The organism is Campylobacter novaezeelandiae (genome assembly GCF_004323845.1).
Classification (GTDB): Bacteria; Campylobacterota; Campylobacteria; order Campylobacterales; family Campylobacteraceae; genus Campylobacter_D; species Campylobacter_D novaezeelandiae.
In genome coordinates this window covers 185,555-210,316 of record NZ_QPGR01000001.1, presented here as the reverse complement: position 1 = coordinate 210,316, position 24,762 = coordinate 185,555, and the positions used below count along the sequence as shown (strand labels likewise).

At 28.0% G+C, this 24,762-nt stretch carries 23 protein-coding genes and 2 pseudogenes; 17 read left to right on the top strand and 8 right to left on the bottom strand.

What is annotated here, in order from left to right:
• The first annotated feature begins 101 nt into the window (after positions 1 to 101).
• Together DU473_RS01015 and DU473_RS01010 are read left to right on the top strand one after the other, a co-directional pair.
• Entirely contained in the window at positions 102 to 554 is a 453-nt protein-coding gene (locus tag DU473_RS01015) for a hypothetical protein (protein WP_131186389.1), read from the top strand.
• A gap of 100 nt (positions 555 to 654) precedes the next feature.
• Positions 655 to 2,004 (top strand): Cj0814 family flagellar-dependent secreted protein, encoded by a 1,350-nt coding sequence (locus DU473_RS01010; RefSeq protein WP_131186388.1) that lies wholly within the window; start codon positions 655 to 657, stop codon positions 2,002 to 2,004.
• A gap of 60 nt (positions 2,005 to 2,064) precedes the next feature.
• On the opposite strand, the gene DU473_RS01005 is transcribed toward DU473_RS01010, so the two are convergent.
• Complete coding sequence (locus tag DU473_RS01005; protein ID WP_131163436.1) at positions 2,065 to 2,661, bottom strand: cysteine peptidase family C39 domain-containing protein; 597 nt, start codon at positions 2,659 to 2,661, stop codon at positions 2,065 to 2,067.
• Positions 2,646 to 3,500, bottom strand: a pseudogene (locus DU473_RS08315) (hypothetical protein). The gene DU473_RS01005 and the pseudogene DU473_RS08315 overlap by 16 nt, the downstream one beginning before the upstream one ends.
• A gap of 119 nt (positions 3,501 to 3,619) precedes the next feature.
• Here DU473_RS08315 and DU473_RS00990 point away from each other — a divergent pair.
• The 5 genes and pseudogenes from DU473_RS00990 (at position 3,620) to kcuS (ending at position 8,223) form a co-directional block, all read left to right on the top strand.
• On the top strand, positions 3,620 to 3,844 hold the full coding sequence (locus DU473_RS00990; RefSeq protein WP_131186387.1) for a hypothetical protein: 225 nt from the start codon (positions 3,620 to 3,622) through the stop codon (positions 3,842 to 3,844).
• Positions 3,777 to 4,374 (top strand): annotated as a pseudogene (locus DU473_RS00985) (bacteriocin). Before DU473_RS00990 ends, DU473_RS00985 begins: the two are co-directional and overlap by 68 nt.
• A 60-nt stretch (positions 4,375 to 4,434) precedes the next feature.
• Positions 4,435 to 5,634 (top strand): Cj0814 family flagellar-dependent secreted protein, encoded by a 1,200-nt coding sequence (locus DU473_RS08605; protein WP_498365873.1) that lies wholly within the window; start codon positions 4,435 to 4,437, stop codon positions 5,632 to 5,634.
• Positions 5,635 to 5,903: 269 nt separating this feature from the next.
• Complete coding sequence (locus tag DU473_RS00975) at positions 5,904 to 8,048, top strand: carbon starvation CstA family protein (protein WP_424944984.1); 2,145 nt, start codon at positions 5,904 to 5,906, stop codon at positions 8,046 to 8,048.
• A complete protein-coding gene (gene kcuS / locus DU473_RS00970) occupies positions 8,032 to 8,223 on the top strand; it encodes a KCU-star family selenoprotein (protein ID WP_131163431.1) in 192 nt (63 codons plus the stop codon). The genes DU473_RS00975 and kcuS overlap by 17 nt, the downstream gene beginning before the upstream one ends.
• 33 nt (positions 8,224 to 8,256) lie before the next feature.
• Here the strand turns inward: kcuS and DU473_RS00965 are convergent, their stop codons facing one another.
• A complete protein-coding gene (locus tag DU473_RS00965; RefSeq protein WP_131163430.1) occupies positions 8,257 to 8,670 on the bottom strand; it encodes an acyl-CoA thioesterase in 414 nt (137 codons plus the stop codon).
• Between the two features lie 62 nt (positions 8,671 to 8,732).
• On the opposite strand from DU473_RS00965, the gene ciaB reads away from it, so the two are divergent.
• On the top strand, positions 8,733 to 10,595 hold the full coding sequence (gene ciaB, locus DU473_RS00960; RefSeq protein WP_131186386.1) for an invasion protein CiaB: 1,863 nt from the start codon (positions 8,733 to 8,735) through the stop codon (positions 10,593 to 10,595).
• 69 nt (positions 10,596 to 10,664) lie between these two features.
• Positions 10,665 to 10,967, top strand: a complete 303-nt coding sequence (locus DU473_RS00955) for an HU family DNA-binding protein (protein ID WP_131186385.1) — start codon at positions 10,665 to 10,667, stop codon at positions 10,965 to 10,967.
• 28 nt (positions 10,968 to 10,995) lie between these two features.
• Here DU473_RS00955 and DU473_RS00950 read toward each other — a convergent pair whose 3' ends face one another.
• Positions 10,996 to 11,460 (bottom strand): hypothetical protein, encoded by a 465-nt coding sequence (locus DU473_RS00950; protein ID WP_131186384.1) that lies wholly within the window; start codon positions 11,458 to 11,460, stop codon positions 10,996 to 10,998.
• Between the two features lie 178 nt (positions 11,461 to 11,638).
• Between DU473_RS00950 and pgp2 the strand changes: the two genes are divergently transcribed.
• The 4 genes from pgp2 to DU473_RS00930 are packed head-to-tail and all read left to right on the top strand — an operon-like array spanning position 11,639 to position 15,563.
• Positions 11,639 to 12,613 (top strand): cell shape-determining L,D-carboxypeptidase Pgp2, encoded by a 975-nt coding sequence (gene pgp2, locus DU473_RS00945; protein WP_131186383.1) that lies wholly within the window; start codon positions 11,639 to 11,641, stop codon positions 12,611 to 12,613.
• The gene (locus DU473_RS00940) at positions 12,613 to 13,602 is read left to right on the top strand and encodes an alanine racemase (RefSeq protein WP_131186382.1); all 990 of its coding nucleotides are present in this window, start codon (positions 12,613 to 12,615) and stop codon (positions 13,600 to 13,602) included. The genes pgp2 and DU473_RS00940 overlap by 1 nt, the downstream gene beginning before the upstream one ends.
• The gene (locus DU473_RS00935; protein ID WP_131166152.1) at positions 13,602 to 14,069 is read left to right on the top strand and encodes a tRNA (cytidine(34)-2'-O)-methyltransferase; all 468 of its coding nucleotides are present in this window, start codon (positions 13,602 to 13,604) and stop codon (positions 14,067 to 14,069) included. The genes DU473_RS00940 and DU473_RS00935 overlap by 1 nt, the downstream gene beginning before the upstream one ends.
• A 48-nt stretch (positions 14,070 to 14,117) precedes the next feature.
• On the top strand, positions 14,118 to 15,563 hold the full coding sequence (locus DU473_RS00930; RefSeq protein ID WP_131163423.1) for an alanine/glycine:cation symporter family protein: 1,446 nt from the start codon (positions 14,118 to 14,120) through the stop codon (positions 15,561 to 15,563).
• Positions 15,564 to 15,601: 38 nt separating this feature from the next.
• Here DU473_RS00930 and DU473_RS00925 read toward each other — a convergent pair whose 3' ends face one another.
• Positions 15,602 to 16,330 carry an amino acid ABC transporter ATP-binding protein gene (locus DU473_RS00925; RefSeq protein WP_131186381.1) on the bottom strand — a complete coding sequence of 243 codons (729 nt, stop codon included), beginning with the start codon at positions 16,328 to 16,330 and terminating at the stop codon, positions 15,602 to 15,604.
• The gene (locus DU473_RS00920; RefSeq protein WP_131166151.1) at positions 16,323 to 17,063 is read right to left on the bottom strand and encodes an amino acid ABC transporter permease; all 741 of its coding nucleotides are present in this window, start codon (positions 17,061 to 17,063) and stop codon (positions 16,323 to 16,325) included. Before DU473_RS00920 ends, DU473_RS00925 begins: the two co-directional genes overlap by 8 nt.
• Before the next feature lie 117 nt (positions 17,064 to 17,180).
• Here DU473_RS00920 and DU473_RS08370 point away from each other — a divergent pair, with 117 nt between their 5' ends.
• From DU473_RS08370 to dnaE, 3 genes are all read left to right on the top strand, one after another.
• The gene (locus DU473_RS08370; protein ID WP_262867652.1) at positions 17,181 to 17,309 is read left to right on the top strand and encodes a hypothetical protein; all 129 of its coding nucleotides are present in this window, start codon (positions 17,181 to 17,183) and stop codon (positions 17,307 to 17,309) included.
• Between the two features lies 1 nt (position 17,310).
• Positions 17,311 to 17,889: a DJ-1 family glyoxalase III gene (locus tag DU473_RS00915; protein ID WP_131163420.1), complete on the top strand. Its 579-nt coding sequence runs from the start codon at positions 17,311 to 17,313 to the stop codon at positions 17,887 to 17,889.
• Between the two features lie 89 nt (positions 17,890 to 17,978).
• The gene (gene dnaE, locus DU473_RS00910; protein ID WP_131163419.1) at positions 17,979 to 21,572 is read left to right on the top strand and encodes a DNA polymerase III subunit alpha; all 3,594 of its coding nucleotides are present in this window, start codon (positions 17,979 to 17,981) and stop codon (positions 21,570 to 21,572) included.
• On the opposite strand, the gene DU473_RS00905 is transcribed toward dnaE, so the two are convergent.
• Positions 21,567 to 22,583: a fla regulon two-component system sensor histidine kinase FlgS gene (locus DU473_RS00905; protein ID WP_131186380.1), complete on the bottom strand. Its 1,017-nt coding sequence runs from the start codon at positions 22,581 to 22,583 to the stop codon at positions 21,567 to 21,569. The two genes, dnaE and DU473_RS00905, sit on opposite strands and share 6 nt — an antisense overlap.
• On the bottom strand, positions 22,580 to 23,398 hold the full coding sequence (locus DU473_RS00900; protein WP_243830439.1) for a DUF234 domain-containing protein: 819 nt from the start codon (positions 23,396 to 23,398) through the stop codon (positions 22,580 to 22,582). Before DU473_RS00900 ends, DU473_RS00905 begins: the two co-directional genes overlap by 4 nt.
• 90 nt (positions 23,399 to 23,488) lie before the next feature.
• Between DU473_RS00900 and DU473_RS00895 the strand changes: the two genes are divergently transcribed.
• Entirely contained in the window at positions 23,489 to 24,760 is a 1,272-nt protein-coding gene (locus DU473_RS00895; RefSeq protein WP_131186379.1) for an aminotransferase class V-fold PLP-dependent enzyme, read from the top strand.
• The last annotated feature ends 2 nt before the right edge of the window (positions 24,761 to 24,762 follow it).

Sequence of the window (24,762 nt, the reverse complement as noted above, 5' to 3'; positions counted from 1 at the left end):
TATCCTTCAAATATCTATAAAACAATGTTTTATTAAATTTGACTTAAAATATTTTCTGCAATAAAACAAATTCGCATCATATTTTAAAACAAGAAGCTAAAATGTTTAAAAAAATCCTTAGTGTTGTAGCTTTAGGTGCTTTAGTTTCAAGTTCTGCTTTTGCAGATGATTTTTTAGCTAAAGTTAGTAATGGTGCAATTAGTGATAATAGTGTAGGTGTTAAAGTTCTTAGCCTTGATGAGATGAAAGAGGTTAAGGGTGGATATTGGTTTCAAAGAGATAGTGCTTTTGATTATAATGCAGGTTCTCTAAGTTCTTATGGTTATGTTGTTTTAAATGACAATGATTACAGTGGTCATAGTCATGGAGCAGTAAGTGCACAACTTGGTTATTCAAGTAGTGGCTATATCGTAGCTAAATACCGTTATGTAAATAATCAAAAAGATTATTATTTGCAATATTATACAAGTGGGTCGAAATTTGGCACAGACATTTGGGCTTATGCAAATAGTCCTGCTTATGAAATTTTAAAACAATTTAAAAATCAATACTAATTCTTTCTAAATTTATTCCATTTTATTCTAAAATGGAATAAATTTTGCTTATATTAATTTATATTTAGATTGAAGGCAGAATCTAAATCAAGGAGTTAATATGAATATCTTTAGCATCAATGATAATTCAGGTTATACTTCTATACTTTCACAAAGTAAAGCTAATAAAGAAAGTAAAGAAAATTCTAAAATAAATTTTGCTAATACTTTTTTAAAACAAAATGTCACTAAATTAAATGAAATTCAAAGTGCAAATTCACAAACTTTAATAAGAAGTGAAGTATTAAATTCTACCAATACAACAAATACTAGCAATAACACTAATTTTAGTATAAGTAGTAAAACAAGTTCTCCTAACTATGATATATCAAGTGAATTTAAAAACTCTATTTATACTCTAAAATATAAACAAGCTGATCCTTTAGTTAATATAAATAATATTGCATCTTTAGCCTATGGTTATAGTGTAGATAAAGATGGTTATATGGGAGAAGACTTTAATAAAGCTGCAGGATTACCAAAAGATTTTAAGATACATAAATCTACTTTAGATGAGATAGAGAGAGCTGCTGAGAATGATCCTGTTGCTTCAAGTATAAAAGAATATTTAGGCGTAAGCGAGTATTATACTAATATCGATATGGCTGAAACCATAAAACAATATTATAATCTTTTTTCTAATGCTTTAAGCCAAAGTTTTCCAAACGATAAAACAAGTTTTAGTGAAGCAGATATAAATTCTATACCTAAGGGGTATAGTGTAAGTGGAATAAAAGCTGCAGATTATAATGACCTAAATAATAGAATGAATATTACTCATTTAAGAGATTTTTCCAAAGTTTCTATTTCAAATGTTTATAAAACTTCTGAACAAGTAAAAGAAGCTGAAAGCTTGTTTGTACAATCAGGGGTTTATATAGAAGGTATAAGCAGTCATAGCTTTGGTTTATCTTTGGAAGAGATTAAAAATGTTTCTAAGGGTGGAGATTGGCAGTTTAATCCTGATATGTCAGTTTATCCGCAAAATGAAGATGGAAGTTATTCTAAAGAAGCTTTATTTATGAGCTTTTTAAAATCTCAAGGTGGGCAACCTGTTGAGAGTTTAAAAACCACACTTAATCCGACAATAGAAGCTTATAATAGAGCTATGGCTAAGGAAAGCTTTAGCGGTAGTAGAATAGCTTTAGATGACATCATGACAGGAAAAGTTGATTTTGCAAGTTTATTAAAAGGTTATGCTCAAGATGGATGGCTTGATGCAGATATATATGCGATGGAAAAAGGAGTTAAATGGCAAAATACAAGTATAGGTTATGGTGGAGCTTGGTTTGATAGAGAATTTAATAATGCTAAACATAATGGATGGAAAGCAAGTAATGAAAGTATAAATTCTTTTGTAAATTCTATAATGGATAGACTCAATAATCTTTTGGGGCAAACTAGGGTATAAAAAATATTAAAGCAAAGATTTTAATATCACCAAAGTGGTATCAAAATCGAAATAATTTATTTAATACAAGCTAAAAGGTCTAAAGTCAAAATTTAAAGATTTTGGTATATTAAGTTTAAATTTTTTTAACCCCTTTTTAGGTGCTACTATTAAAGCGTAGCCACCTTTATTATATCTATCCCATACACTAAAAAATTCTCTTTTAGAGCTTATATATTTTCCATAGCTTGGATCAAGTATTTGTAAATAATTACCTTTATGATTGATAATTACCACAAAATGTGGGAAGCGTGGATCATCTTCGATTTTTACAAGCAGTGGAATATTTACAAGTTTTTCTAAAATTTTTCTATCGACTTTATATGATTTGCTTTCATAGTCAAGCTTTTTTACTGCATCATTTAAATCCGCAAAACTTACCATATCTGTATAAAGTTTTTGTCCACTCATAGTTTTTAATAAATCCAATTCTGTTAAATTGTTATCATCAAGTATATTGATAAGTGTAGCTAAAGAAGCAGCTCCGCAAGATTCTTCATAATTTTGTCTTATTACTTTTTCATTTTTAATTTCTTGGTAAGACTTAACTACAAATTCTGCCTTTAAAAATAAAGGCAAAAGAGTAACCATTAATACTATTTTTAGAATTTTTTCCATAGACTTAAACCAAAAATTGCATCAGGTGCAGCAGAACTTCCGCCTAAACTAGCGCTGACTGAAACAGCCGTGTCTTGATTTATACTATAAGTAGATCCGGCACTAATTGTAGGGATTGATCTTAATTCTGAATTTTTTATTCCATTGATTTTTTGTGCTGTTTGAAATCTTTGCTCTGCTCCTAAATCTAAAGTAATTTTAGGACTTAAAATAATGGATAAATTTCCACCTATATAAATACTATTTCCATAAGCTATTTTTGCAATTTTAAATTTTCTTGTTTGATTATAGCCAAAGCCAGTATAAATGCTATAAACTACTGGATCGCTATAACCTCTTAAACTAGCTTCTAAATTTTGAGATTGGAAATAAAAGTTTTTAGTTTACATTACTGTTTTTTCTCTTTGAATAATAGCAGTTTGAAATTTAAGTTGAGGGATGAAATCAGCTATACTATCTGCTGTGTAAATGAAACCTAGCCATAAAGAATCAAAATTTAAGGTATTTTTACTTGTGAATGCTCCTGAGATGATATTGTTGTATTCTTGTCTTGAATAATTCCCGCCACCTGAAATTAAAATATCGAATTTAGGTGTTATGGTATAGATAAAAGTTTGATTTAAATAAAGTTGCTTAGTATCATTCCAAACGTTTAAATCTCCATTTACTCCTATATTTGGATAAAGACAATACGAATAAGCATTTCCTGTGCTAAGCAAGGATAAACTTGTGATACTTCTTAAACCTATTTGCTTTTTAAATAAATTGTCTATATTTAACTCATCACTAGCAAAAACACAACTAACTAAAACTATAAACGCTAAACAAATCTTTTTCATTGTTACCTTTCTGACTATTTTCAAAAAATTTTTTACAAGACAAGCAAAAAATTGATTTTAATATATAATTTGTGATATTATGTAAATAAAGACTAAAAATAGCTAAAAAAGGAGAAGTTATGTTAAAAAAGTTCTCAAATTTATTAATATTGACTTCTTTGTTAGTAAGTTCTGCTTTTGCAGATGATTTTTTAGCTAAAGTGAGTAATGGTGCAATAAGTGATAATTTTCAAGGAGTTAAAGCTCTTAATTTAGATGAGATGAAGCAAATAGTAGGTGGTGCATTCTATCACAGATTTATTAATATTGACTTCTTTGTTAGTAAGTTCTGCTTTTGCAGATGATTTTTTAGCTAAAAGTTAGTAATGGTGCAATAAGTGATAATTCTCAAGGTGTTAAAGCTCTTAGTTTAGATGAGATGAAACAAGTTAAGGGTGGGTATAGCGTTGTTCCTATCATAAATGGAACAGAAATGTATGCAATAGCAAAATATGAGCAAGGAGAATTACAATATATAGTAAATTATCTTAAAGGGAATACTAATGCACCACAAGGACTTTGTGGCATAGATCAAACATCTTGCTCAAATCCTAGTAAAAATAGATTAATAGCATTTTTGCAAGTAACACAAAACTCGCTCTCTTTGCTTCCTACTTACATTGTTAAAAGACAAGTAAAAGTTTCTGACTTAGGACAACCTTATGTGCTTTTCACTTATGGGATAGGTGCTTATAATCCAAATACTTATCAAATGTATAAATTTAATTCTAGCTCAATGTTAAATAACAATATGATTATTAAAGAAATGGCTAATAAGTATAAAGAATATATGGAAATCCAACTTGGTGGCTGGACTGCTAGAGCTAGAAGATAAAAAACTTATGAAAAAATCATTTTTGCCGATTTATCTTATAAATAAAACTTTACTTACAAGATGGCAAAAATGATTAATGGTATAAATTCTTATTCAAACTACAATTACACAAATAATACCTCAAATACAAAATCATCTAATGTCATAGCAAATAATAACCTTGTAAGTGATAAATCACAAGCGGTAGATAAAATTTTAGGCTATGGCGTAGATAAAGAGGGCTTTTTTACAAGTGATTTTAACGAAGCAGCAAGCTTGCCAAAAGATTATAAGATTTATGCAGATGGTTTAAATAATTTTGTAAATAACTTTATTAAAAGACAACCTTTTTACTCTCAAATAGACATTGCTAAAACAATAGAAAATGCTTATAACTCTTTTTCTTCTTTTGTTAAAGATAAGGGATTAGGAGAAAGCTTTCAAGAACAGGATTTAAAAAATCTATCCCAAAAAGATGGGGTAAATTATTGGCAAGAATTACAAAGCGATAATGCTTTCATTTGGAAGCTTACTGATGAAAATATAGCAGATTTGGGTTCTAACAAATATCAAATACATGATAACAAAATATCTAAAGGTGGTGCTTTAATTGCGTTTTTTATAAATAATCTTAGCACAATTAAAGGACAAACAACCTTATTGGGCAAATTAGCTGGACTTAATAGCGATACGGACAACAATGAAATAAAAGAATTTTTGTCCTTTATGAATAAAAATCCTTTAAAATACTCCTACGAGCAAGATGGCTGGGGCAATCCTATGGGAGATAGTTTATCAATATGGAATTATATAAATAGAGCTAAAAATTTAGGAGATGATAAACTAATAAAAACTATTAAGAATTTAGAAGATGAATACAATAAGCTTATTAATTCTAATATGAGCCTAGAAGAATTTAAAATCAAATATCTTGATTTTAAACAAAGACACGATGAGTTTGTAAAATTACTAGAAGAAGCAGAAAAGGCAAAAGGTGTAGATTATAGCAATCCTTTAAAAAATACAAATAACAAAGAAACTTCAGAAGAAGACAAAGAAAAGCCTTTTAAGCCTATACAAACAGAAAGTAAAAACAAAGAAACTTACAAAGATGATAATATAAGAAACGAACTTGTAAAAAAACTATTAGAAGATAAATTTAGCACTAGTAAAGAATTAGAACTTCTTTTTGGTATGAAATTTAGTGATGATGATGCAGGAGAATTTAATAAAATCCTTTCTTTAAATTCTACACCAAAAAGTATAGATATAAAAGCTTGAAACATTAAAAACTTTGATTTAAAATACAATCAAGTAAAAAGTTTTTTAATCCTTTCTTAGTCTTTAAACTTTTATTTTTCTTTAAACTTTTCAAAATATAAATAATAAATAAATTTTTAATTTTTATCTTTTTAATACTGCTTAAAAAAGCAAATAATGAATGTTTGAGAGTTTTAAAAATTTTTAAAAATTAAAAATAATTTTTAAATTATAATTAATATTTTATTAATTATAATTTAATGATTATCCAATAAAGGAGGTTGAGTAAAATGGTTAATAAAATTTTATGGTTTTTTGTCGCCTTGTTTGGAGCTTGTTGTTTTTGCTATTTGGCTTTACAAAATGGAGAAAAAGTTTCAGCTCTTTATTTGGTTGTATCTGCTGTATGTATTTATATGATAGCTTATAGATTTTATGGACGTTTTGTAGCTTATAAGGTTTTAGAGCTTGATAAAAATCGCGCTACACCCGCAAGAGTTGAGAATGATGGACAAAATTTTGTTCCAACAAATAAAATTGTTTTATTTAGTCATCAATTTGCGGCTATTGCTGGAGCTGGTCCTTTGGTTGGTCCTGTTTTGGCTGCTCAAATGGGTTATTTACCTTCTATGATTTGGATTTTAATTGGTGGTGTTTTAGCAGGCTCTGTGCATGATTTTTTGGTTCTTTTCATTTCTATGAGAAGAAAGGGTCGCTCTCTTGGCGAAATGATAAAAGACGAGATGGGAAATTTTACTGGTGCTGTAGCTATGATAGCAATTTTTGGCATAATGATTATTATCATCGCTATTTTAGCTATGGTTGTAGTAAAATCTTTGGCAAATTCTCCTTGGGGTTTATTTACCATTGCTATGACCATTCCTATTGCTATATTTATGGGTATTTATATGCGTTTTATTCGTCCTGGAAAGGTGGGTGAGACTTCTATTATAGGTTTTGTACTTTTAATTTTAGCGATTCATTATGGCAGTGTTGTTGCGACAGATCCTTACTGGTCTAAAATTTTTACTTTTGATGCTCCAACTTTAGCTTTTATGATTATGGGATATGGATTTATTTCATCGCTTTTACCTGTATGGTTTTTCTTGGCGCCAAGAGATTATCTTGCTACTTTTTTGAAAATCGGTGTTATAGTTGTAATGGCCTTAGCTATTGTCATTGTTATGCCTGATTTTCAGATGCCAAAAGTAAATTACCAATACCTTGATGGGACTGGACCTGTTTTTGCTGGATCGATTTTTCCTTTCTTATTTATTACTATAGCTTGTGGAGCTATTAGTGGTTTTCATGCATTAATTTCAAGTGGAACAAGCCCTAAAATGCTTGAAAATGAAGAACACGCTTTATTAGTTGGTTATGGCGCTATGCTTGCTGAAAGTGCTGTGGCTATTATGGCTTTAATTTGTGCATGTATTTTGCATCCTGGAATTTATTTTGCTGTCAATTCTTCTTCGGCTTTGATAGGAAATGATTTAATTAATGCAGCAAAAATTATTAGTGATTGGGGATTTAGTGTAACACCACAAGAAATTATGCAACTTACCAAAGACATAGGAGAGCAAACTATATTATCAAGAACAGGGGGTGCTCCAACATTTGCCTTGGGCGTTACTTTGATTTTGCATAAAATTTTTGGTGGGGTTGAATTTATGGGTTTTTGGTATCATTTTGCCATTTTATTTGAAGCTTTATTTATTTTAACTGCTGTTGATGCTGGAACTAGAACTTCCAAATTTATGGTTCAAGATATTTTAGGCAATGTATACAAACCTTTAGGAAATACTCATAATTATTTTGCAGGAATTTTAGCTACTATTTTAAGTGTAACTTGTTGGGGGTATTTTTTATATCAAGGTGCAATAGATCCTAAGGGCGGAATTTATACTTTATGGCCACTTTTTGGGGTAAGTAATCAAATGTTGGCTGGAATGGCTTTGCTTTTAGTAAGTGTAATACTTGTCAAAATGGGCAAAAAACGATTTCTTTGGGTGACTTTAATCCCAGCTTGTTTTGTTTTACTAGTAACTCTTTATGGTGGAGTGCAAAAAATACTACCTTATGAAGAAGGGGCTAAAGTAAGAAATGTGGTAAGCCATATAGCTACTGCTCAAATGGCTAGTAAAAATATAGAAAAATTAGAAAATGAGCTTTCAGAACTTAGAGCGCAAAAAGAGAATTTAAATAAAAAAGAAAGTCATTTTATTAAACAAATAGAAGAAAAAGAACAACAAATTTCTAATTTATCTCATGTGATATTTGGAAACATTTTAGATGCTATTTTATGTATCTTTTTTATGCTAACTACTTTACTTGTTATTATTTCTTGTATAGGAATTTGTATGGGTAGGATTAAAATTCCATTAAAAGAGAGTCCTTATATCAAAATAAGTTCTTTAAATGCTAAAGAAGATTAAAATTTATTATGAAAAAGCCGAAAGGTTTTTTCATCCTTTAGTAGGACTTTCAAGTTATAATAAGTATTTAGAGCATATGAAAGAAAAACATCCTGAAAAAACTCCTAAAACTAGAGCGGAGTTTTTCAAGGAATGTCTGGAAAATAAATACAATAGTAAATTAAGTAAATGTTGATAGACTTTTTAGGATAAAGTTTTATCATACAATTTAAGAATTTAAAAAACCATGAATTTTTTTTAATTCTTCACTAATTGGTTTTTTATTACCTTCTCTATCAACGCTTACATAGGTTACAGTAGCAGAGGTTACATGGATACAAGCCATGCAACCTAGCTTATCTACTCTTTGAGCAACAACTTCTACTTGAACTTTGATTGAAGTGGTTCCAACTTTTAAAATTTTCGCATAACATGAGATGATATCTCCTATAAAAACTGGTTGCTTAAAAACCACTTGCTCCATAGAGATTGTTACAACTCTTTCAGGAGAAAGTTCTCTAGCAGCTATGACTCCAGCACTGTCTATTTGTGATAAAATCCATCCTCCAAAAATATTGCCTGCAGAATTTGTATCTTTTGGCATTGCAACAATTTTAAGTTTTGGTTCTCCCATATCTTTCATTTTTTCTCCTTGATTTTTAATGTTTAATTATAATAGAATTTAAAATTATAAGGAGTAAAATTATGAATAATTTCACAGAAGTGTTACAACTTGTAAAAAAACGAAAAGATCAGATCAATTCTTTATATGAAATTGTAGATAAAGATAATATCGGTTCTTATTTTGAATCCTTAATTAATCTAAGCGGTTTAAAAAAAGAAAAAAATACTATTTTAGCGATATTGAGACGCTTAGTAGATTTAAAAGAGGAAAATTTAGTAAAAGAATTAGAAAAAAATAATTTTAGCGAAGAAAAAATTATCCAAATAAAACATCTTTTTTATAATGAGGTAAGAAAATTTTATGAAAGAGAGCATCAAGAACTTATTGATGAGATTAAAAGTAAAAAACTTTTAAATGATTTTTATCAGACTCTTATTCAAGGGGTTCATGACATAGGTTTGATTATGAATGATTTTGAGAGCTCTTGGACTAAAGAGATTATAGAAAAAAATAATAAAATTTTATCTTCAATGTTTAAGGATCTTGACTTAGCTTTGGATTTTTTAAAACAAAATAAGCTTTATCAAGTCGATAGAGAGGGTAAGATTTGCGAAAGAAGCTATGGGGTTTTAGTGAGAATTGGTCAAATTTGGAGATTTGTTCCCTATGCTAAATTTTTTGAAAATGAAATTTTAAGGCTTGAGTTTGCTTTTGATTCGATGATTGATAAGCTTAAAAAAATTGCAAATACAAATGAGGAATTTGCCTATATTAAGTATTTGGTTAAATTAAAAGCAGCTTTTTGTGAAAGACAAGAAGATAAAGTTATAGAAGCTTGGCAAGAAGCTGAGCTTGCTTGGATGGAAGTAAAATCACCTTTGCAAATTGGTCATCCTTTGGAGTATTACGAAGATAATTATACTCATGCTGTAGCATTAGAGTGGGATATCAGATTACAAGATGAAAGCTGTTTTGATGTTGCTAAATTTATTAATCAAATTAATACTAGTTTTGAAAAAATTTGCAAAAATATAGATTTAGATAATGACAGTTTAAAAACTGAAGTTTTTAATAATATTAATAAAACACAACTTTATATATGCACCCCTATGATTTTTTATGGAGCAGAACTTAGAGGGCTTTTTTCTGCTCAGGTAGTTCCTAATGATGAGTTTGTAAGTGCTAAATTAGGTAAAAAAATATTTGCTTTTTTAAATTTTGTTTATGAAAGCGCTAAAAGTAAGCCTTTTATGAAACTTTCAAATATTATTTTTAATAAAGAATTCTTAGATTATGGAAGAGAAATTCTTTTTTTTAAAGAAGAAGTTTGGAAAAGAGTTTATGAAATTTCAACTATAGGACATGAATTTGGTCATATTTTTTTCATAGATCAAGAGAGTGAAAAATTGATGAATCAAAGTGGATATTTTAAAAATATAGAAGAATATAAAGCGACTACAGGAGGTTTGGTAAATTTTTTCTACCATGAAGTTGATGAGCTTAGAATGCCAGTATTTCATGAGCTTATTAAAAGGGCTATTTCTTTAATTGCTTGGCAAAAGACTGAAGAGGTGAAACCTTACTATACAGAAGGTTTAATTCATCTTGATTTATTATTTAGGAGTAGAGTTTTAAGTTTTAAAAATAAAAAATTATCTATTAATTTTACTTTAGAATTCTATGAAAGGTTTAAAAACTTAACTTTGCAGAATTATTATAATCTTGCTAAACATTATACAGAAAAAAAAGATGCCAAGGAATTTTTAAATCTTTTTTGCACTTTAGAAAATGGAATATTCTTACCTATTAATGAAGAATGTAGAGATTTTGTTTTATATTATTATGATTTATACGAGCAGATTGGAAATGAGCTTGATGATAGCAAAGAATTTGAAAAATATAAAGAGAAAGAGAAAAAAATAAAAAAAGATAAGGAAAAATAATGTTTTTTCTTGCTATTACTTTTTAAATATGCTAGAATTAGGCTTTTTAATTTAAAAAAGGAGCTTTCCATGACTAAAGCAGATTTTATTTCTCAAGTTGCTCAACTTTCTGGGCTAACAAAAAAAGATGCAGGTGCCGCTACGGATGCTGTTATTTCAGCAATTACAGATTTATTAGCAAAAGGAGATAGCATTAGTTTTATCGGTTTTGGAACTTTTTCAACTACTGAAAGAGCAGCTAGAACAGCTAGAGTTCCTAGTACAGGTAAAACAATTACCGTTCCTGCAACTAAAGTTGCTAAATTTAAAGTAGGAAAAAATCTTAAAGAAGCTGTTGCAAAAAAAGCAGGAGCTAACAAAAAGAAAAAGTAATTTTTTAAGGCTAGTTTTCTAGCCTTTTTTAATGTTTTTTAACATCAAACTCAAAAGAAAAATCCGTCAATCTATTATTTTCTAATACATCAGCTTTAAAACGCATTAAATCTTTTGTGCAAGAACTTAGTATAATATTTCCTTCAAAGGTATTATCTTTTATTTTATAAAGGTTAATTTCTGTTATGCCCATAAACATATTTATTCCATAAACTCTTAACTTTAAATCATTGTAAATTTTATTTGATTTTATTGTTATTTTTATTTTATTGGTATTTAATGCTTTAATGGGTTTTGGATTGATAGAAATTGAAATTTTTTCATTATTAAAAGTGTATATGCAATCTTTTAAATTTAAATCACAAGCATTTTTTGCAGACGCTGAAGATACCTTAGTTGTTAATCTTGTGCCATCTAATATATAAAAATCAAAAATAACGTAAAGAATAATAATGCTAAAAATAAAAGCAAATATAAAAATATTTTTTTTCATAAATATCCAATGATTAATTAAAATTTATAACTTAAAAAACGAATTTTTTAAGAAGTATTTAGTATATCGTAAATAAAATGTTTTTACAAATTAATCTATTTTTAAATTTTCATTTACATAGTTTTTTAAGAAAAATTGATATATAATTTCACTTCGAAAATTTTTTAAAGGATTATCGTTGTTTAAAATTATCACTACTGCATTATTTTTTATTTCAAGTGTTTATGCTTCAGATCTTGTAAAAATTTATCTTGATAATGGTTTAGAAGCGGTTAAAACAGCTATAGAACAAAAGTTATCCAATAAAGATTTTTGGTTGGAAGAACTTAAAGACCAAAATATTTCTTTGGGTTATTATAAAGATGAAGTAGTTATAGTTGTTACAAATAAAACAGATAAAATTCTTAAAGTTTATTCTTATAGCAATGGAAAAATCGAAGAAAAATTTGAACAAAAAGATGTGATTACTGGTTTAATGGGTGATAAGCAAAAAGAAGGCGATTTAAAAACTCCTATTGGTTTTTATGAATTAGGAAAAAAATTTAATCCAGGGGATCCTTATTATGGTCCTTTTGCTTTTGCAACGACTTATCCTAATTTGCTTGATAAAGTTCAGGGAAAAACAGGAGGAGGAATTTGGATCCATGGCTATCCTTTAGATGGAACTAGAATTGACGAGTATAAGACCAGAGGTTGTATTGCTTTATTTAATAAAAATTTAGATAGTTTTGCCGCGATAGTTAAAGATAAAAAAGTTTATGTTTTAACAGAGGAAAAAGATAAAGTTTTTGCAAATAAAGATGAAGTTGCTTCTTTATTGTCTTCTTTATTCAAATGGAAAAATGCTTGGGAAAACAATAATATTAAAGCATATTTAAATTTTTATGATGAAAAAGAATTTAAAAGATTCGATAAGACTTCTTTTGAGCAATTTGCAACTATGAAAAAAAATATTTTTTCAAGAAATGAAAAAAAAGATATTAAATTTTCAGATATTAGCATAAGTCCTTATCCAAATTTAGAAGGAAGAATTATGTATAGAATTTCTTTTTATGAAGACTACTATACTAAAAATTATCAGTTTAAGGGAAATAAAGTTCTTTATGTTAAGCTTGATAAAGAAGGCAAAATGAAAATTCTTGCAGAGCAATAATGTCTTTAATTAGGTTAAATCAAAAGGCTTATGAATTTAATTTAGATCAAATTGCCAATAAAGCAGGGAATTTTGATCGTGTTATTTGTGTTTTTAAAGATAATGCATATGGGCATGGAGCTACTCTTTTGGCTCCTATTGCCAAAAGCAAAGGTATTAACTTTGTTGCTGTTAAAAACGAACAAGAAGCAGATGAACTTAAAGATTTTTTTGACTCTATTTTAATTCTCTCACATCGTCCAAATGGGAATGAAAATCCAAATTTTATTTATGCACTAAATGATATAAATCTGATTAAAAGTTTTAAACCTTTAACTAGAATTCATTTGAAGATTGATACAAATATGCATAGAAATGGAATTGAACTCCAAGATTTAAACAAAGCTTATAATGATATTTTAAAATATAATTTAAAATTTGAAGGTGTTTTTACACATTTTTCTAGTGCTGATAATGCTGATGATTTTTATTTGGCGCAAAGAAATAATTTTAAAAAAGTAAAAGAATGGTTTTATAAGAATTGTAGTAAAAAATTAATTTTTCATTCTTTTAATTCAGCGGCTTTATTTAACTCTGAAATTCCTAAAGATGAGTATTGCAGAGTAGGTCTTGTTCAATTTGGCTACGGGGCTTTACATTTGAAAAAGGTTTTAAGTCTTTATGCACATAAATTGAGTCAAAGAATTTTAAAAACAGGGCAAAGCATAGGTTATTCTAATGCTTATACAGCAAATAAAGATTTAAATGTCGCAACATATGATTTAGGTTATGCAGATGGGTTATTTCGTTATAATGCAAAAAGAGAGTTAAGACTTGCAAATGGAAAAAAGATACTTGGAAAAATGTCTATGGATAGTTTTTCTTGTGAGGATAGTGGAGATGAAGTTTGTGTTTTTAATGATGCAACCTTATGGGCAAATTTTTTCGATACTATAGATTATGAAATTTTAGTCAAGCTTCATCCTAATATCAAAAGAGTAGTAGTTTAATGTTTAATATAGTTTTGGTTTCTCCAAGAATTCCTCAAAATACTGGAAGTATTGGAAGAATGTGTTTTAATGCTGGTTTTACTTTGCATATTGTAAAGCCTATTGTTTTTGATTTAGAAGAAAAAAAACTTAAAAGAGCTGGTCTTGATTATTGGAATAGATTAAATCCCATCATATGGGAGAGTCTTGATGAGTTTTTGCAAGAAAATATAAAATACAAAGATCGTTTTTTCTTTGCAACTACAAAAAGCAATAAGCCTTATTTTAAGGTGCAATTTCAAAGAGATGATTTTTTATTCTTTGGAAGTGAAAGTTTTGGTTTGCCACAAGATTTAATGCAGCTTAATTGGGAAAATGCAATTACTATACCAATGAAGGCTTATGGAAGAAGTCTTAATTTGGCCACCAGTGTGGGAATTGTAACTTATGAGGCATTAAGACAAAATTTTTCTTTTTTTACTCATTGATTTTTTAGAATAATTGTGTAAAATATTTTATTAACTTTAGGAGTATAAATGAATTTAATAGATGTTAGTAATTTTATAGATAAAGTATTGCCTAAAACAGATATTATAATGGTTGTTTTATTGATTATTTGTGGCTTTTATTATAGTTTTAAAACTCGCTTTGTTCAATTTAGAATGTTAGGTGGTGTTTTTAAAATTTTAACAGAAAGATCTAATGAAAAAGAGCATATTTCTCCTTTTCAAGCATTAATGATTTCTACAGCTTCAAGGGTAGGCATAGGAAATATTACAGGTATTTCTATTGCTATTGTTGCTGGTGGTCCTGGTGCTTTATTTTGGATGTGGCTTATGGCTTTTTTTGGAGGAGCTTCAGCCTTTGCTGAAAGCACTTTAGCACAGGTTTATAAATCAAAAGATGGTACTGGAGGTTATAAAGGCGGTCCAGCATATTATATAAAAAAAGCATTAGGCTCAAAATTGTTGGGAGCGTTTTTTGCCTTTATTTTGATTATTACTTATGCTTATGGTTTTAATGGTCTTCAAAGTCAAAATATTACTTCAGCATTTGAAGTTTATTACAATATGGCCAATCCAAATTCGTCTATTTCTTTTATGCAGAGTCATTGGCCTTTAATTATAGGAGCTATTTTAACTTTGTTTGGTATTTGGATGTTTTTTTCTCATCATACTAAAATAGGGAAAATAAGTTCTTTAATCGTTCCTTTTATGGCGCTAGCTTATATTTTTCTTGCTATTATTGCAGTTTTAATGAACTTTGAGAAAATTCCTATGGTTTTACATATGATTTTTCAAAGTGCTTTTGATTTTAAAGCTATATTTGGAGGTTTTGCTGGATCTGTTTTGGTTATAGGTATTAAAAGAGGGCTTTTTTCTAATGAAGCTGGTATGGGTTCAGCTCCTAATGCAGCAGCAGCAGCGCTTACTAGTCATCCTGTAAAGCAAGGAATTATTCAGTCTTTTTCTGTTTTTATTGATGTTATAATATGTACAAGCTCTGGATTTTTAGTATTATTTTCTTTGACCTATTTGAATAATATAGGCGTAGATGGCAAGCCTATTTTAACTGCTCTTCCTTTGGTTCAGCATGCTATGGATGAGTATTATGGTAAATTAGGAATACATTTTATTTCAATCTCTATTGTATTATTTGCCATTACTTCTTTAATAGGAAATTATTATTATGCTCAAGCTAATGTAAAATATCTAAGTGATTCTAAAGTTGTTATGAATATTTTTAGGATCTCTGCTGTATTAATGATTTTTATAGGTTCTCAAATGGATTTAAAATTAGCGTGGAGTTTGGCTGATTTAACAATGGCTTTTATGGCGACAACAAATATTATTTCTTTATTGCTTTTAGGTTCTATTGTTAGTAAGGTTTTAAATGATTATAACTTACAAAAAAAACAAGGAAAAGATCCTCAATTTAGTGCTTCAAAACTTGGCATTAAAAATGCAGAATGTTGGGATTGATAATAAAAGACTTTTTTATTAAAGTCTTTTTTGAATAATTAATGGTTTAAAACTTTATTTAAAAATTCTTTTAGTCTTTCATTTGCAGGATTTTCAAAAGTATTATAAGGATTTTCATCTACAACGATACTTCCTTGTTCCATGAAAAGTATTCTATTTGCTACATTTTTAGCAAAACCCATTTCATGTGTAACTACAAGCATGGTTAAACCTTCTTTAGCGACCTCTTTCATGATATTTAAAACCTCTCCTATCATTTCAGGATCAAGTGCAGAAGTTGGCTCATCAAATAAAATGACATCAGGATTCATCATTAAGCTTCTTGCAATAGCTATACGTTGCTTTTGTCCTCCAGATAATTGATGAGGCATAGCATTTTCTTTATCATTGAGTCCTATTTTTTTAAGTAAAATTCTAGCTTTTTTTATAGCTTCATCTTTGGTTAAAATTTTTGTTTTAATGGGCGCTAAACATAAGTTTTCTAAAATATTTTTATTATTAAAAAGATTAAAATGTTGAAAAACCATGCTTACTTTTTGTCTAACAAGATCAATATTAACTGTTGGATCTAAAATATTTTGATTTTTTATGTAGATTTCTCCGCTAGTTGCTATTTCAAGTTTATTAATACATCTTAAAAATGTGCTTTTACCGCTACCACTAGGCCCAATAATAGCAATAATATCACCTTTATTAATTTGAATGTTAATATTTTTTAAAACATTTAAATTTCCATATTTCTTTGATAAGTTTTTTATTTTAATCATTGCTATTTAGTCTCTTTTCAAGTTTTTTTACGATCAGGGTGAATATTTTTACATTAACATAATATACAAGTCCTGTAAATATAATAGGTTTTGGATTATAAAGTAAAGCTTGTAAGCTTTTACTTTGCATGGTGATGTCTAAAACACTTATAAAACCAACAGCAGAAGTTTCTTTAAATAAAGAAATAAATTCATTAGCAAGAGCAGGCAGAGTGCTTTTTATAGCTTGAGGTAGAATAATTTCTTTCATAGTGATTTTATAACTTAGTCCCATAGCTCTTGCAGCTTCCATTTGTCCTTTATCAACACTATTAATCCCAGCACGAACAATTTCTGCAATATAAGCTGAACTATTAAGACCTAAGGCCAAAATAGCTGCGTAAAGATTGTCAATAAAAGTAAAAATGACAAAAGCGAAAATCATAAGTTGTAAAATCACAGGAGTGCCACGTATAATATCTATGTATTCATCTATAATGAGATTTAAAAATTTAATTTTAGAAAATCTTAAAATGGCTAAAGAAAAGCCTAGTACTATACCAATGATGATACTAGAAACAGTTAAAAGCAAAGTGGTAAAATAGCTTTTAACATAAGCTTTAGCATCAGCTGTATAAGCGTATTGAATTTCGTTATTTGTGTTAATTTGTAAAATTTCTATAGGAAAAGAGAAATATCCCCAAAGAGTTATTATAAGAAAAAAAATAAATGTTTTGATATTTTTTTGAGTCAATTTTTAGCCTTAAAATAATAAATACAAAGGATTTATTTTATAAAAAATGTCTTGATTTTTTCTTTAATTTTAAATTTTTGTGTTACAATTTTTATAAATTTTTAGGTGGTTTTAGCTATGTTTGACTGGATTATAATGATTTTATTTTTTATTTTTATGATATGTTTAATTATAGGTTTTAACCATCAAATTCAAGAAAAAACAAGATCAAGAAAAGAAAAACTAGAAAAATATAAAAGGAAATAAAGTGATTAAAAAAGTTTTAATTCCACTAGCTCAAGGTTTTGAAGAGGCCGAATTTATAGGGATAAGCGATGTTTTAAAAAGAGCTAGTGTCTTAAGTGATAATCTTGAAATATTTATCAGTTCTTTAGATAAAGAGCTTTTGGTGAGTGGGGCGCATGGTATTAAAATTAAAGCTGATTTCGTTCTTGATGATATTAAAGATAAAGAATTTGATGCCATTGCTTTAGCAGGTGGTTTTGAGGGCATGAGTAATCTCAAGGCAAATACTGCAATTTTAAGTATTATTAAAAAATTACATTCTAATAAAAAAATTATTGGTGCTATTTGTGCTTCGCCTATTGTTCTTAATGAAGCAGGAGTTTTAGAGGGAGAATTTACTTGTTATCCAGGTTGTGAAAAAATGCTTAAAGGTGTTTGGGTTAATAAAGCTGTGTGTGTTAATAAAAATGTTATTACAAGTGCAGGACCAGCAACTGCTATTTTATTTGGATTAGAGCTTGTAAAATCTTTATGTGGAGAAGAAATTTATGAAGCTTTATATAAGGCAATGCTTATCCCATTGCTTAGAAATGAAAATTAAAATTTTAGTTTAAATTTATAGAAAATTTTAAAAAAATTTAGAATTAGAATTCTATAATTTCCTTAAGAATTTAATTTTTAAGGAAATTAATGAGTCAATTTACCCATCTTCATTTACATACTGAATATTCTTTGCTTGATGGAGCTAATAAGCTTAAAGAGCTTGCTGATACATTAAAAAGTCAAGGTGCAACGAGTGTTGCCATGACAGATCATGGCAATATGTTTGGGGCTATTGATTTTTATCAAACAATGAAAGCAAAAGGTATAAAGCCTATTATAGGAATTGAGGCTTATTTGCATAATAACGATGATATTAGTGATAAAAGCTCAAGACAAAGATTTCATCTTTGTTTGTATGCTAAAAACGAAATAGGTTATCAGAATTTAATGTATCTAAGTTCTCAAAGCTACATAAAAGGTTTGTATTACTACCCACGTATTAATAAGAAAATTTTAGAAAAACATAGCGAAGGTTTAATTTGCTCTTCTGCTTGTTTGCAAGGTGAGGTTAATTGGCACTTAAATAATCAAAATGAAAAAAATGTTCGTTTTGGTGCAAAAGGATATGAAAGCGCAAAAGAAGCGGCTCTTTGGTATAAAAAAGTTTTTAAGGATGATTTTTATTTAGAGATTATGCGTCATGGTATTAATGATCAAAGGGTTATAGATGATGATATTATTAGGCTTTCAAAAGAATTAGATATTAAAATTATAGCAACCAATGATACACATTATACCTTTAAAGAGAGAGCAGCAGCACATGAAGTTTTTATGTGTATAGCTATGGGAAAAAAGCTTAATGATCCTGATAGAATGCGTCATAGTGTTCATGAATTTTACGTAAAAACTCCACAACAAATGAGTGAGCTTTTTGCTGATATTCCAGAAGCTATTGAAAATACACAAGAAATAGCTAATAAATGTAATTTAGAATTAAATCTTGGTAATCCTACTCCTCCGAATTTTAAATTTACACGTGAATATGCAAAAGAATATAATTTAACCTTAAAAGATCAAGAAAAAGAATTTAGTTTTGATAATGATGACATGGTTTTTGAGTATCTTTGTAAAAAAGGACTTGATGAGAGACTTAAATTTATTGATGAGAATAAGCACGAAGAATACAAAAAAAGATTAGATTTAGAAATACAAATCATTAAAAGTATGAAATTTTCAGGCTATATGTTAATAGTTCATGATTTTATAAAAGTAGCCAAAGATAAAGGAATTCCAGTTGGTCCAGGTAGGGGTTCAGCGGCTGGAAGTTTGGTTTCTTATTGTTTAAGAATCACTGACATTGATCCTTTGCCTTATAATTTACTTTTTGAAAGATTTTTAAATCCTGAGCGCGTATCTATGCCCGATATTGATGTGGATTTTTGTCAAGATAGACGTTCTGAAGTTATTGATTATGTAATTGATAAATACGGATCTGATAAGGTTGCACAAGTTATTACCTTTGGTAAGCTTTTAGCACGTGGTGTAATCCGTGATGTCGCTAGAGTTTGCGATATGAGTATAGCTGATGCAGACGAACTTGCTAAGCTTATTCCAGAAGAACTTAAAATAACTCTTGAAGCAGCCTATGAAAAAGAACCAAAAATTAAAGAATTTATAGAAAAACATCCTAAAGGATTGGAAGTTTGGGAATATGCAAAGGCTTTAGAGGGATTAAATCGTAATGCAGGTATGCACGCAGCTGGTGTGGTTATCTCTAATGAGTCTTTATGGAAAAAAACTCCTCTTTTTAGACAGAGTAAAAATGATGAGAGACATTTGGTTACTCAGTATTCTAAGGATCATTTAGAAGATGTTGATTTGATTAAATTTGACTTCTTGGGTCTAAAAACTTTGACAGTGATTAATAACGCTATTAATCTTATAAAAAAACGCTATAACAAAGATATTGTTTGGGAAAGCATAGATGTTAATGATCCTAAGGTTTATAAAACTATACAAAGCGGAAATACTTTAGGCATTTTTCAGATAGAATCAGATGGAATGCAAAGCTTAAATGCAAGATTAAAACCAGAAAGATTTGAGGATTTAATTGCGGTTTTAGCTCTTTATCGTCCAGGCCCTATGGAATCAGGTATGCTTGATGATTTCATTGATAGAAAGCACGGTTTAAAAGATATTAAATATCCTTTTGATGTATTGAAAAACATTTTAGAACCAACTTATGGAGTTATAGTTTATCAAGAACAAGTAATGCAAATTGTTCAAGTTATTGGAGGTTTTTCTTTGGGAGGTGCAGATGTCGTGCGTCGCGCTATGGGAAAAAAAGATCCTGAAAAAATGAAAAAGCTTAAAGATGAATTTGCAGATGGGGCACAAAATCAAGGTTATAATAGAAAAGATGCAGAGGATCTTTGGGAGCTTATTTTAAAATTTGCAGGATATGGTTTTAATAAATCCCATTCTGCTGCTTATGCGCTTATTACATTTCAAACAGCTTACTTAAAAACTTATTATCCAAGTGAATTTATGGCAGCACTTTTAACAAGCGAGGAAAATAATGTTGATAAAGTTGCTGTGTATATCGAAGAAATGAAAAGAATGAATATAAAATTATTGCCTCCTAATATCAATAAAGCCATTCGTGAATTTAGCGCCATAGAGCTTGAAGATGGCAAAGATGCTATTGTTTATGGACTTGGAGCAATTAAAAGCGTTGGAATTCCTGCGGTTGAAAATATTTTAGAGACAAGGAAAGATAAAGAATTTGAAGATATTACTGATTTTCTTAGTAAAATTGATCCAACTAAAATTAATAAAAGAACATTAGAAAGTTTAGTCAAATCAGGCGCGTTTGATGAATTTGGTTATACAAGAAAATGTTTGTTTAATAATCTTGACAATTTAGGTGATATTTCAAGGCAAGTAGCAGAAATAAGAAGGAATATTGCTAATTCTTTATTTGGAGAAGAAGAGTTAACTCAAGATGTGAAAATTAATATCGTTTCAAATTCAGAGGAATTTGATTTAATGGAAAAATTAAACTATGAAAAAGAAATTTTAGGAATTTATATTTCGGGTCACCCGTTGGATAGTTTTTTTGATGATATTAAAGATATTGAATATACAAAAAGCATGGATTTTTCAGAGTTAAAGGGAAGTGGAGAACTTTTAAATATTGGAAAAATGGAAGATTTTAAATCTATGGTAAGTAAAAACAATAAACGTTTTGCAAAACTTGAAATTTTAGATTTTTATTCTTCTTATGAAACTACTGTTTTTGAGTCAAGTATTGAAAAAATAGAAAAAATTTTCAAGGATGAAAAAAGTAAGAATTTGGCATATGGATTTTTTCTTAATTATAAAAATGATGAGGGTAAGGTAAGTTTTTCTTTAAAAGATGTAAAAACATTAGAAGAGTTAAAAAATATAGACTATAAAGCTTTAAAAGTAAATTCAAAAAATAATTATAAAAAACAAGATTTTATTAAAGATCCAAAGGAATTTGAAAGCAATATTATAGAGCTTGATTTAAGTAGGTTAAATCGTGAACTTGTTTATGAAATTCATGAAATTGCTAGAAATGCACACAATCCAAATGAAAAAGGAAATAAAAAGCTTGTTTTAAGAGTTATAAATTCTGGCTCTTGTTTGCTTTATCATACAGACTTTATTATTTCTGATAGCATTAGTGAACAAATTCTTAATAAATGCAGCTCATAAAGGTAGGGTAAAATAAAAATTTTTAGGCTCTTTTTTAAAGCCGATTTCTCCTTTATGAGTTTCTATAATTTGTTTACAAAGGCAAAGTCCAAGTCCATTGCCCTTAAGCTTAGTAGTTTTAAATGCTTCAAAGACCAAATTTTCATCTTTGATTTGAACCCCATTATCAAAGACTTCTATAATTAAATTTTCTTTTTTTAGAGAAGCTTTGATTTGAACTTTGGGATTTTTGCTTTCATTTTCTTCAATTGCATCTATACTATTATAAATTAAATTTTGTAAAACTAAGCTAATAAGAGCTTTATCTGCTTGAATTTCTAAATCAAAAAAAGAAATATCAAATTCTATATTTGAATAAAAATTATAAGAATTTATAGCTTGTTCACACTCTTCTTTTAATTCTAAAAGATTAAAAGTATGAAGATTAATGTGAACGCCCTTGGTGAAAAGTAGAGTAGAATTTACTATGCGTTCAACCCTTGCAATGGCTTTTTGAATTTCTAATACAATATGTTTATTTTTTAATTCACTTCTTGAAAAAAGAGTGGAGGCAAGTAAAGAAATAGAGCCTATAGGATTTCTGATTTCATGTGCTAAATGAGCAGCAACGCTTCCCATGCTAGCAAGTCTTTCGTTTCGTTTTTCATCGCTTATATCTGTAGTACTAATAATGGTTTTATCACTTTGTTTAATGATTTTAATTGTATAAAATTTTGTCTCAAATTCTAATTCATAATGCTCTTTGTCTAAATCAATTTGCTCTAGTAAATTTTTATTTTTTAAAGCCTGATGATTTTGCAAGATAATATTTTTTTTGGGATCTAGCACCCATAAGCAAGTAGGTAAAACTTCTATAATCTCGCTTACCATTGCTCTTAAAGAATTATAGCTTTCATTTAAAATTTTATATTCGTTTTCTATTACATAGGTTTGTTCGATTAAATTTTTTAATCCTTCTTGTAACACTTCTTTTTCGTTGGAGTCAAGACTTTTAAGTATATTTTCATTCATACATTATCCTTAAATAAGAATTCAAAATCTTTAAGATCAAATAAAAGCAGTTTTTCGTTTTGTTTTTTATTTAATTCTTTGCTGAAACCATTTTTTGAAAAAATAATATAATAATCAACATCTATATTTAAAATTTTAGCCTTTCTTTGAAGTTCATTAAGAATATTTTTGCAAATTTTTTTATTTTTAAATTTTACTTCACCAATAAAGCTTAAATTATTATCTTTATAATACAAATCAAGTTCTACTTTTCTATCCCAGTAGCTTTCAACAGGATAGATGTTAAATTTTTTCTCTAAAAATTCCCTTGATAGTTGCTCAAAACAAAATCCTTGATAATATTCTAATTCTTCTTTGATTAAATTTAAAATAAAATCAAATTTTTTTTCTAAAATTAAATGTTCATAAGGTTTTAAAAATCTGAAAAAGAATCTTAAAAAATGATTTTTAAAAATAATTTTATCTTGTATAACATATCCTCTTAATTCTTTTTTTATTTTATTTCTTTTATCTTTTTTTATCTTTTCTTCTTTGCTTTTTTCTAGTTTTAAAATTCCTGTTTTTAATAAATGATTACTAATGGCTTTTGCTTTAAAGTGATTGATTCTTCTATTGATAGAGTAAATTTTTCTACTATTTTTTGTTAAAAGATTTAATGCATAAGAACTTAAAAAATCAAAAGAAAATTGTTGATTTAATAGAGTATAATTTTTAAGAAGTATATTTTCAATACTTTCAAAAAAAGGTAGAGAAAAATAAGAAATATTTAATCCATCAAAAACGCTATAAAAGTCAAAAAGTTGATCAATTGGCAAATAAGAATGCGTCTTTGCAAACGTACTAAAAGTAATATTTTTCCTTTGTATAAAATTATTATTGTATAATTTTAGCAAATTTTTAAAGGATTGCATTTGGAAATTGAAGATTTAAGAAAAGATATTATTTTGAAAAAGGGAAGTTATTATTTTGATTTTGCAGCAAGCGCCCTAGCTTTAAAAAGCGTAGAAAAAAAAATTTCAAAAATTTTGCCTTTTTATGCTAATACTCACTCTGATAGTTCTTTGCATTCTTTTAAAACTCAAATGTATTATGAAAATGCTAGACAGGATATTAAAACAAGTTTAAAACTAGATAATGATTTTGCTTTAATTTCTTGTGGCACAGGCTCTTCTAGTGCTATAAAAAAATTTCAAGAATTATTAGGAATTTATATTCCACCAAAGGTAAAAGAAAGATATTTTAAAAATATAGATATTAAAAAATTGCCTTTAGTTATAGTGGGCCCTTATGAGCATCATTCTAATGAATTGTCTTTTAGGGAAGGTCTTTGTGAGTGTATAAGGGTTCCTCTTGATAAAAACGGAGAAATTGATTTTGTTTTTTTAGAAGAGCTTTTAGAGAAAAATAAAAAAAGACAAATTATTGCAAGTTTTTCTTTAGCCTCTAATGTTACAGGAATTTTAAGTGATTATGAAAAGATCTCTAAATTAGTTAAAACTTATAAAGGTATAGTTGCTTTTGATGCTACAAGTTTTATTCCCTATAAAAATATACCTTGTAAATTTTATGATGCTTTATTTATAAGTTCTCATAAATTGATAGGAGGTATTGGAGGATGCGGAATTTTAGTCATTAAGAAAAAACTTTGTGGTGATAAGCCATCTTTTGCAGCAGGTGGTACTGTTGGATATGTTTCAAGAACAACCCAGTGTTATCTTTGTAATGAAGAGGCTTTAGAAGAGGGCGGAACTCCAGGAATTTTGCAACTTATAAGAGCTAGTTTAGCTTTTAAAATTAAAGATGAAGTTGGATTAAAGCAAATACAAAAAGCCGAAGAAAATTTAAAAACATATTTTTTTTCAAGATTAAAAGAAATTGACGGTTTGAAACTTTATGCTGAAAATTTATATAAAAGATTGCCTATTTTTTCTTTTAATATTAAAAAAATTTCTCCTTTTGATTTATCTTTTGAATTGAGTAAAAAATTTCACATTGAAACAAGGGCAGGTTGTACGTGTGCAGGGCCTTATGGTCATGATTTATTGGGTCTTAAAGATAATGCTAAAATTACGCAAAAACCAGGATGGTTAAGGGTTAGTTTGCATTATACGCACACAAAAGAAGATATTGATTATTTTTTTAAGGCTTTAGAAAAAGCCTTATTTAAATTGAGATAATT

What these genes read in the sequence shown, in the direction of transcription:
- DU473_RS01005 (WP_131163436.1), bottom strand. Translation starts at nt 2,661, where the DNA reads ATGGAAAAAATTCTAAAAATAGTATTAATGGTTACTCTTTTGCCTTTA.
- DU473_RS00935 (WP_131166152.1), top strand. Translation starts at nt 13,602, where the DNA reads ATGTTTAATATAGTTTTGGTTTCTCCAAGAATTCCTCAAAATACTGGA.
- DU473_RS00930 (WP_131163423.1), top strand. Translation starts at nt 14,118, where the DNA reads ATGAATTTAATAGATGTTAGTAATTTTATAGATAAAGTATTGCCTAAA.
- DU473_RS08605 (WP_498365873.1), top strand. Translation starts at nt 4,435, where the DNA reads ATGGCAAAAATGATTAATGGTATAAATTCTTATTCAAACTACAATTAC.
- ciaB (WP_131186386.1), top strand. Translation starts at nt 8,733, where the DNA reads ATGAATAATTTCACAGAAGTGTTACAACTTGTAAAAAAACGAAAAGAT.
- DU473_RS00905 (WP_131186380.1), bottom strand. Translation starts at nt 22,583, where the DNA reads ATGAATGAAAATATACTTAAAAGTCTTGACTCCAACGAAAAAGAAGTG.
- DU473_RS00925 (WP_131186381.1), bottom strand. Translation starts at nt 16,330, where the DNA reads ATGATTAAAATAAAAAACTTATCAAAGAAATATGGAAATTTAAATGTT.
- DU473_RS01015 (WP_131186389.1), top strand. Translation starts at nt 102, where the DNA reads ATGTTTAAAAAAATCCTTAGTGTTGTAGCTTTAGGTGCTTTAGTTTCA.
- kcuS (WP_131163431.1), top strand. Translation starts at nt 8,032, where the DNA reads ATGCTAAAGAAGATTAAAATTTATTATGAAAAAGCCGAAAGGTTTTTT.
- DU473_RS00975 (WP_424944984.1), top strand. Translation starts at nt 5,904, where the DNA reads ATGGTTAATAAAATTTTATGGTTTTTTGTCGCCTTGTTTGGAGCTTGT.
- DU473_RS00955 (WP_131186385.1), top strand. Translation starts at nt 10,665, where the DNA reads ATGACTAAAGCAGATTTTATTTCTCAAGTTGCTCAACTTTCTGGGCTA.
- DU473_RS00950 (WP_131186384.1), bottom strand. Translation starts at nt 11,460, where the DNA reads ATGAAAAAAAATATTTTTATATTTGCTTTTATTTTTAGCATTATTATT.
- DU473_RS00940 (WP_131186382.1), top strand. Translation starts at nt 12,613, where the DNA reads ATGTCTTTAATTAGGTTAAATCAAAAGGCTTATGAATTTAATTTAGAT.
- DU473_RS01010 (WP_131186388.1), top strand. Translation starts at nt 655, where the DNA reads ATGAATATCTTTAGCATCAATGATAATTCAGGTTATACTTCTATACTT.
- DU473_RS00990 (WP_131186387.1), top strand. Translation starts at nt 3,620, where the DNA reads ATGTTAAAAAAGTTCTCAAATTTATTAATATTGACTTCTTTGTTAGTA.
- DU473_RS00965 (WP_131163430.1), bottom strand. Translation starts at nt 8,670, where the DNA reads ATGAAAGATATGGGAGAACCAAAACTTAAAATTGTTGCAATGCCAAAA.
- dnaE (WP_131163419.1), top strand. Translation starts at nt 17,979, where the DNA reads ATGAGTCAATTTACCCATCTTCATTTACATACTGAATATTCTTTGCTT.
- DU473_RS08370 (WP_262867652.1), top strand. Translation starts at nt 17,181, where the DNA reads ATGTTTGACTGGATTATAATGATTTTATTTTTTATTTTTATGATATGT.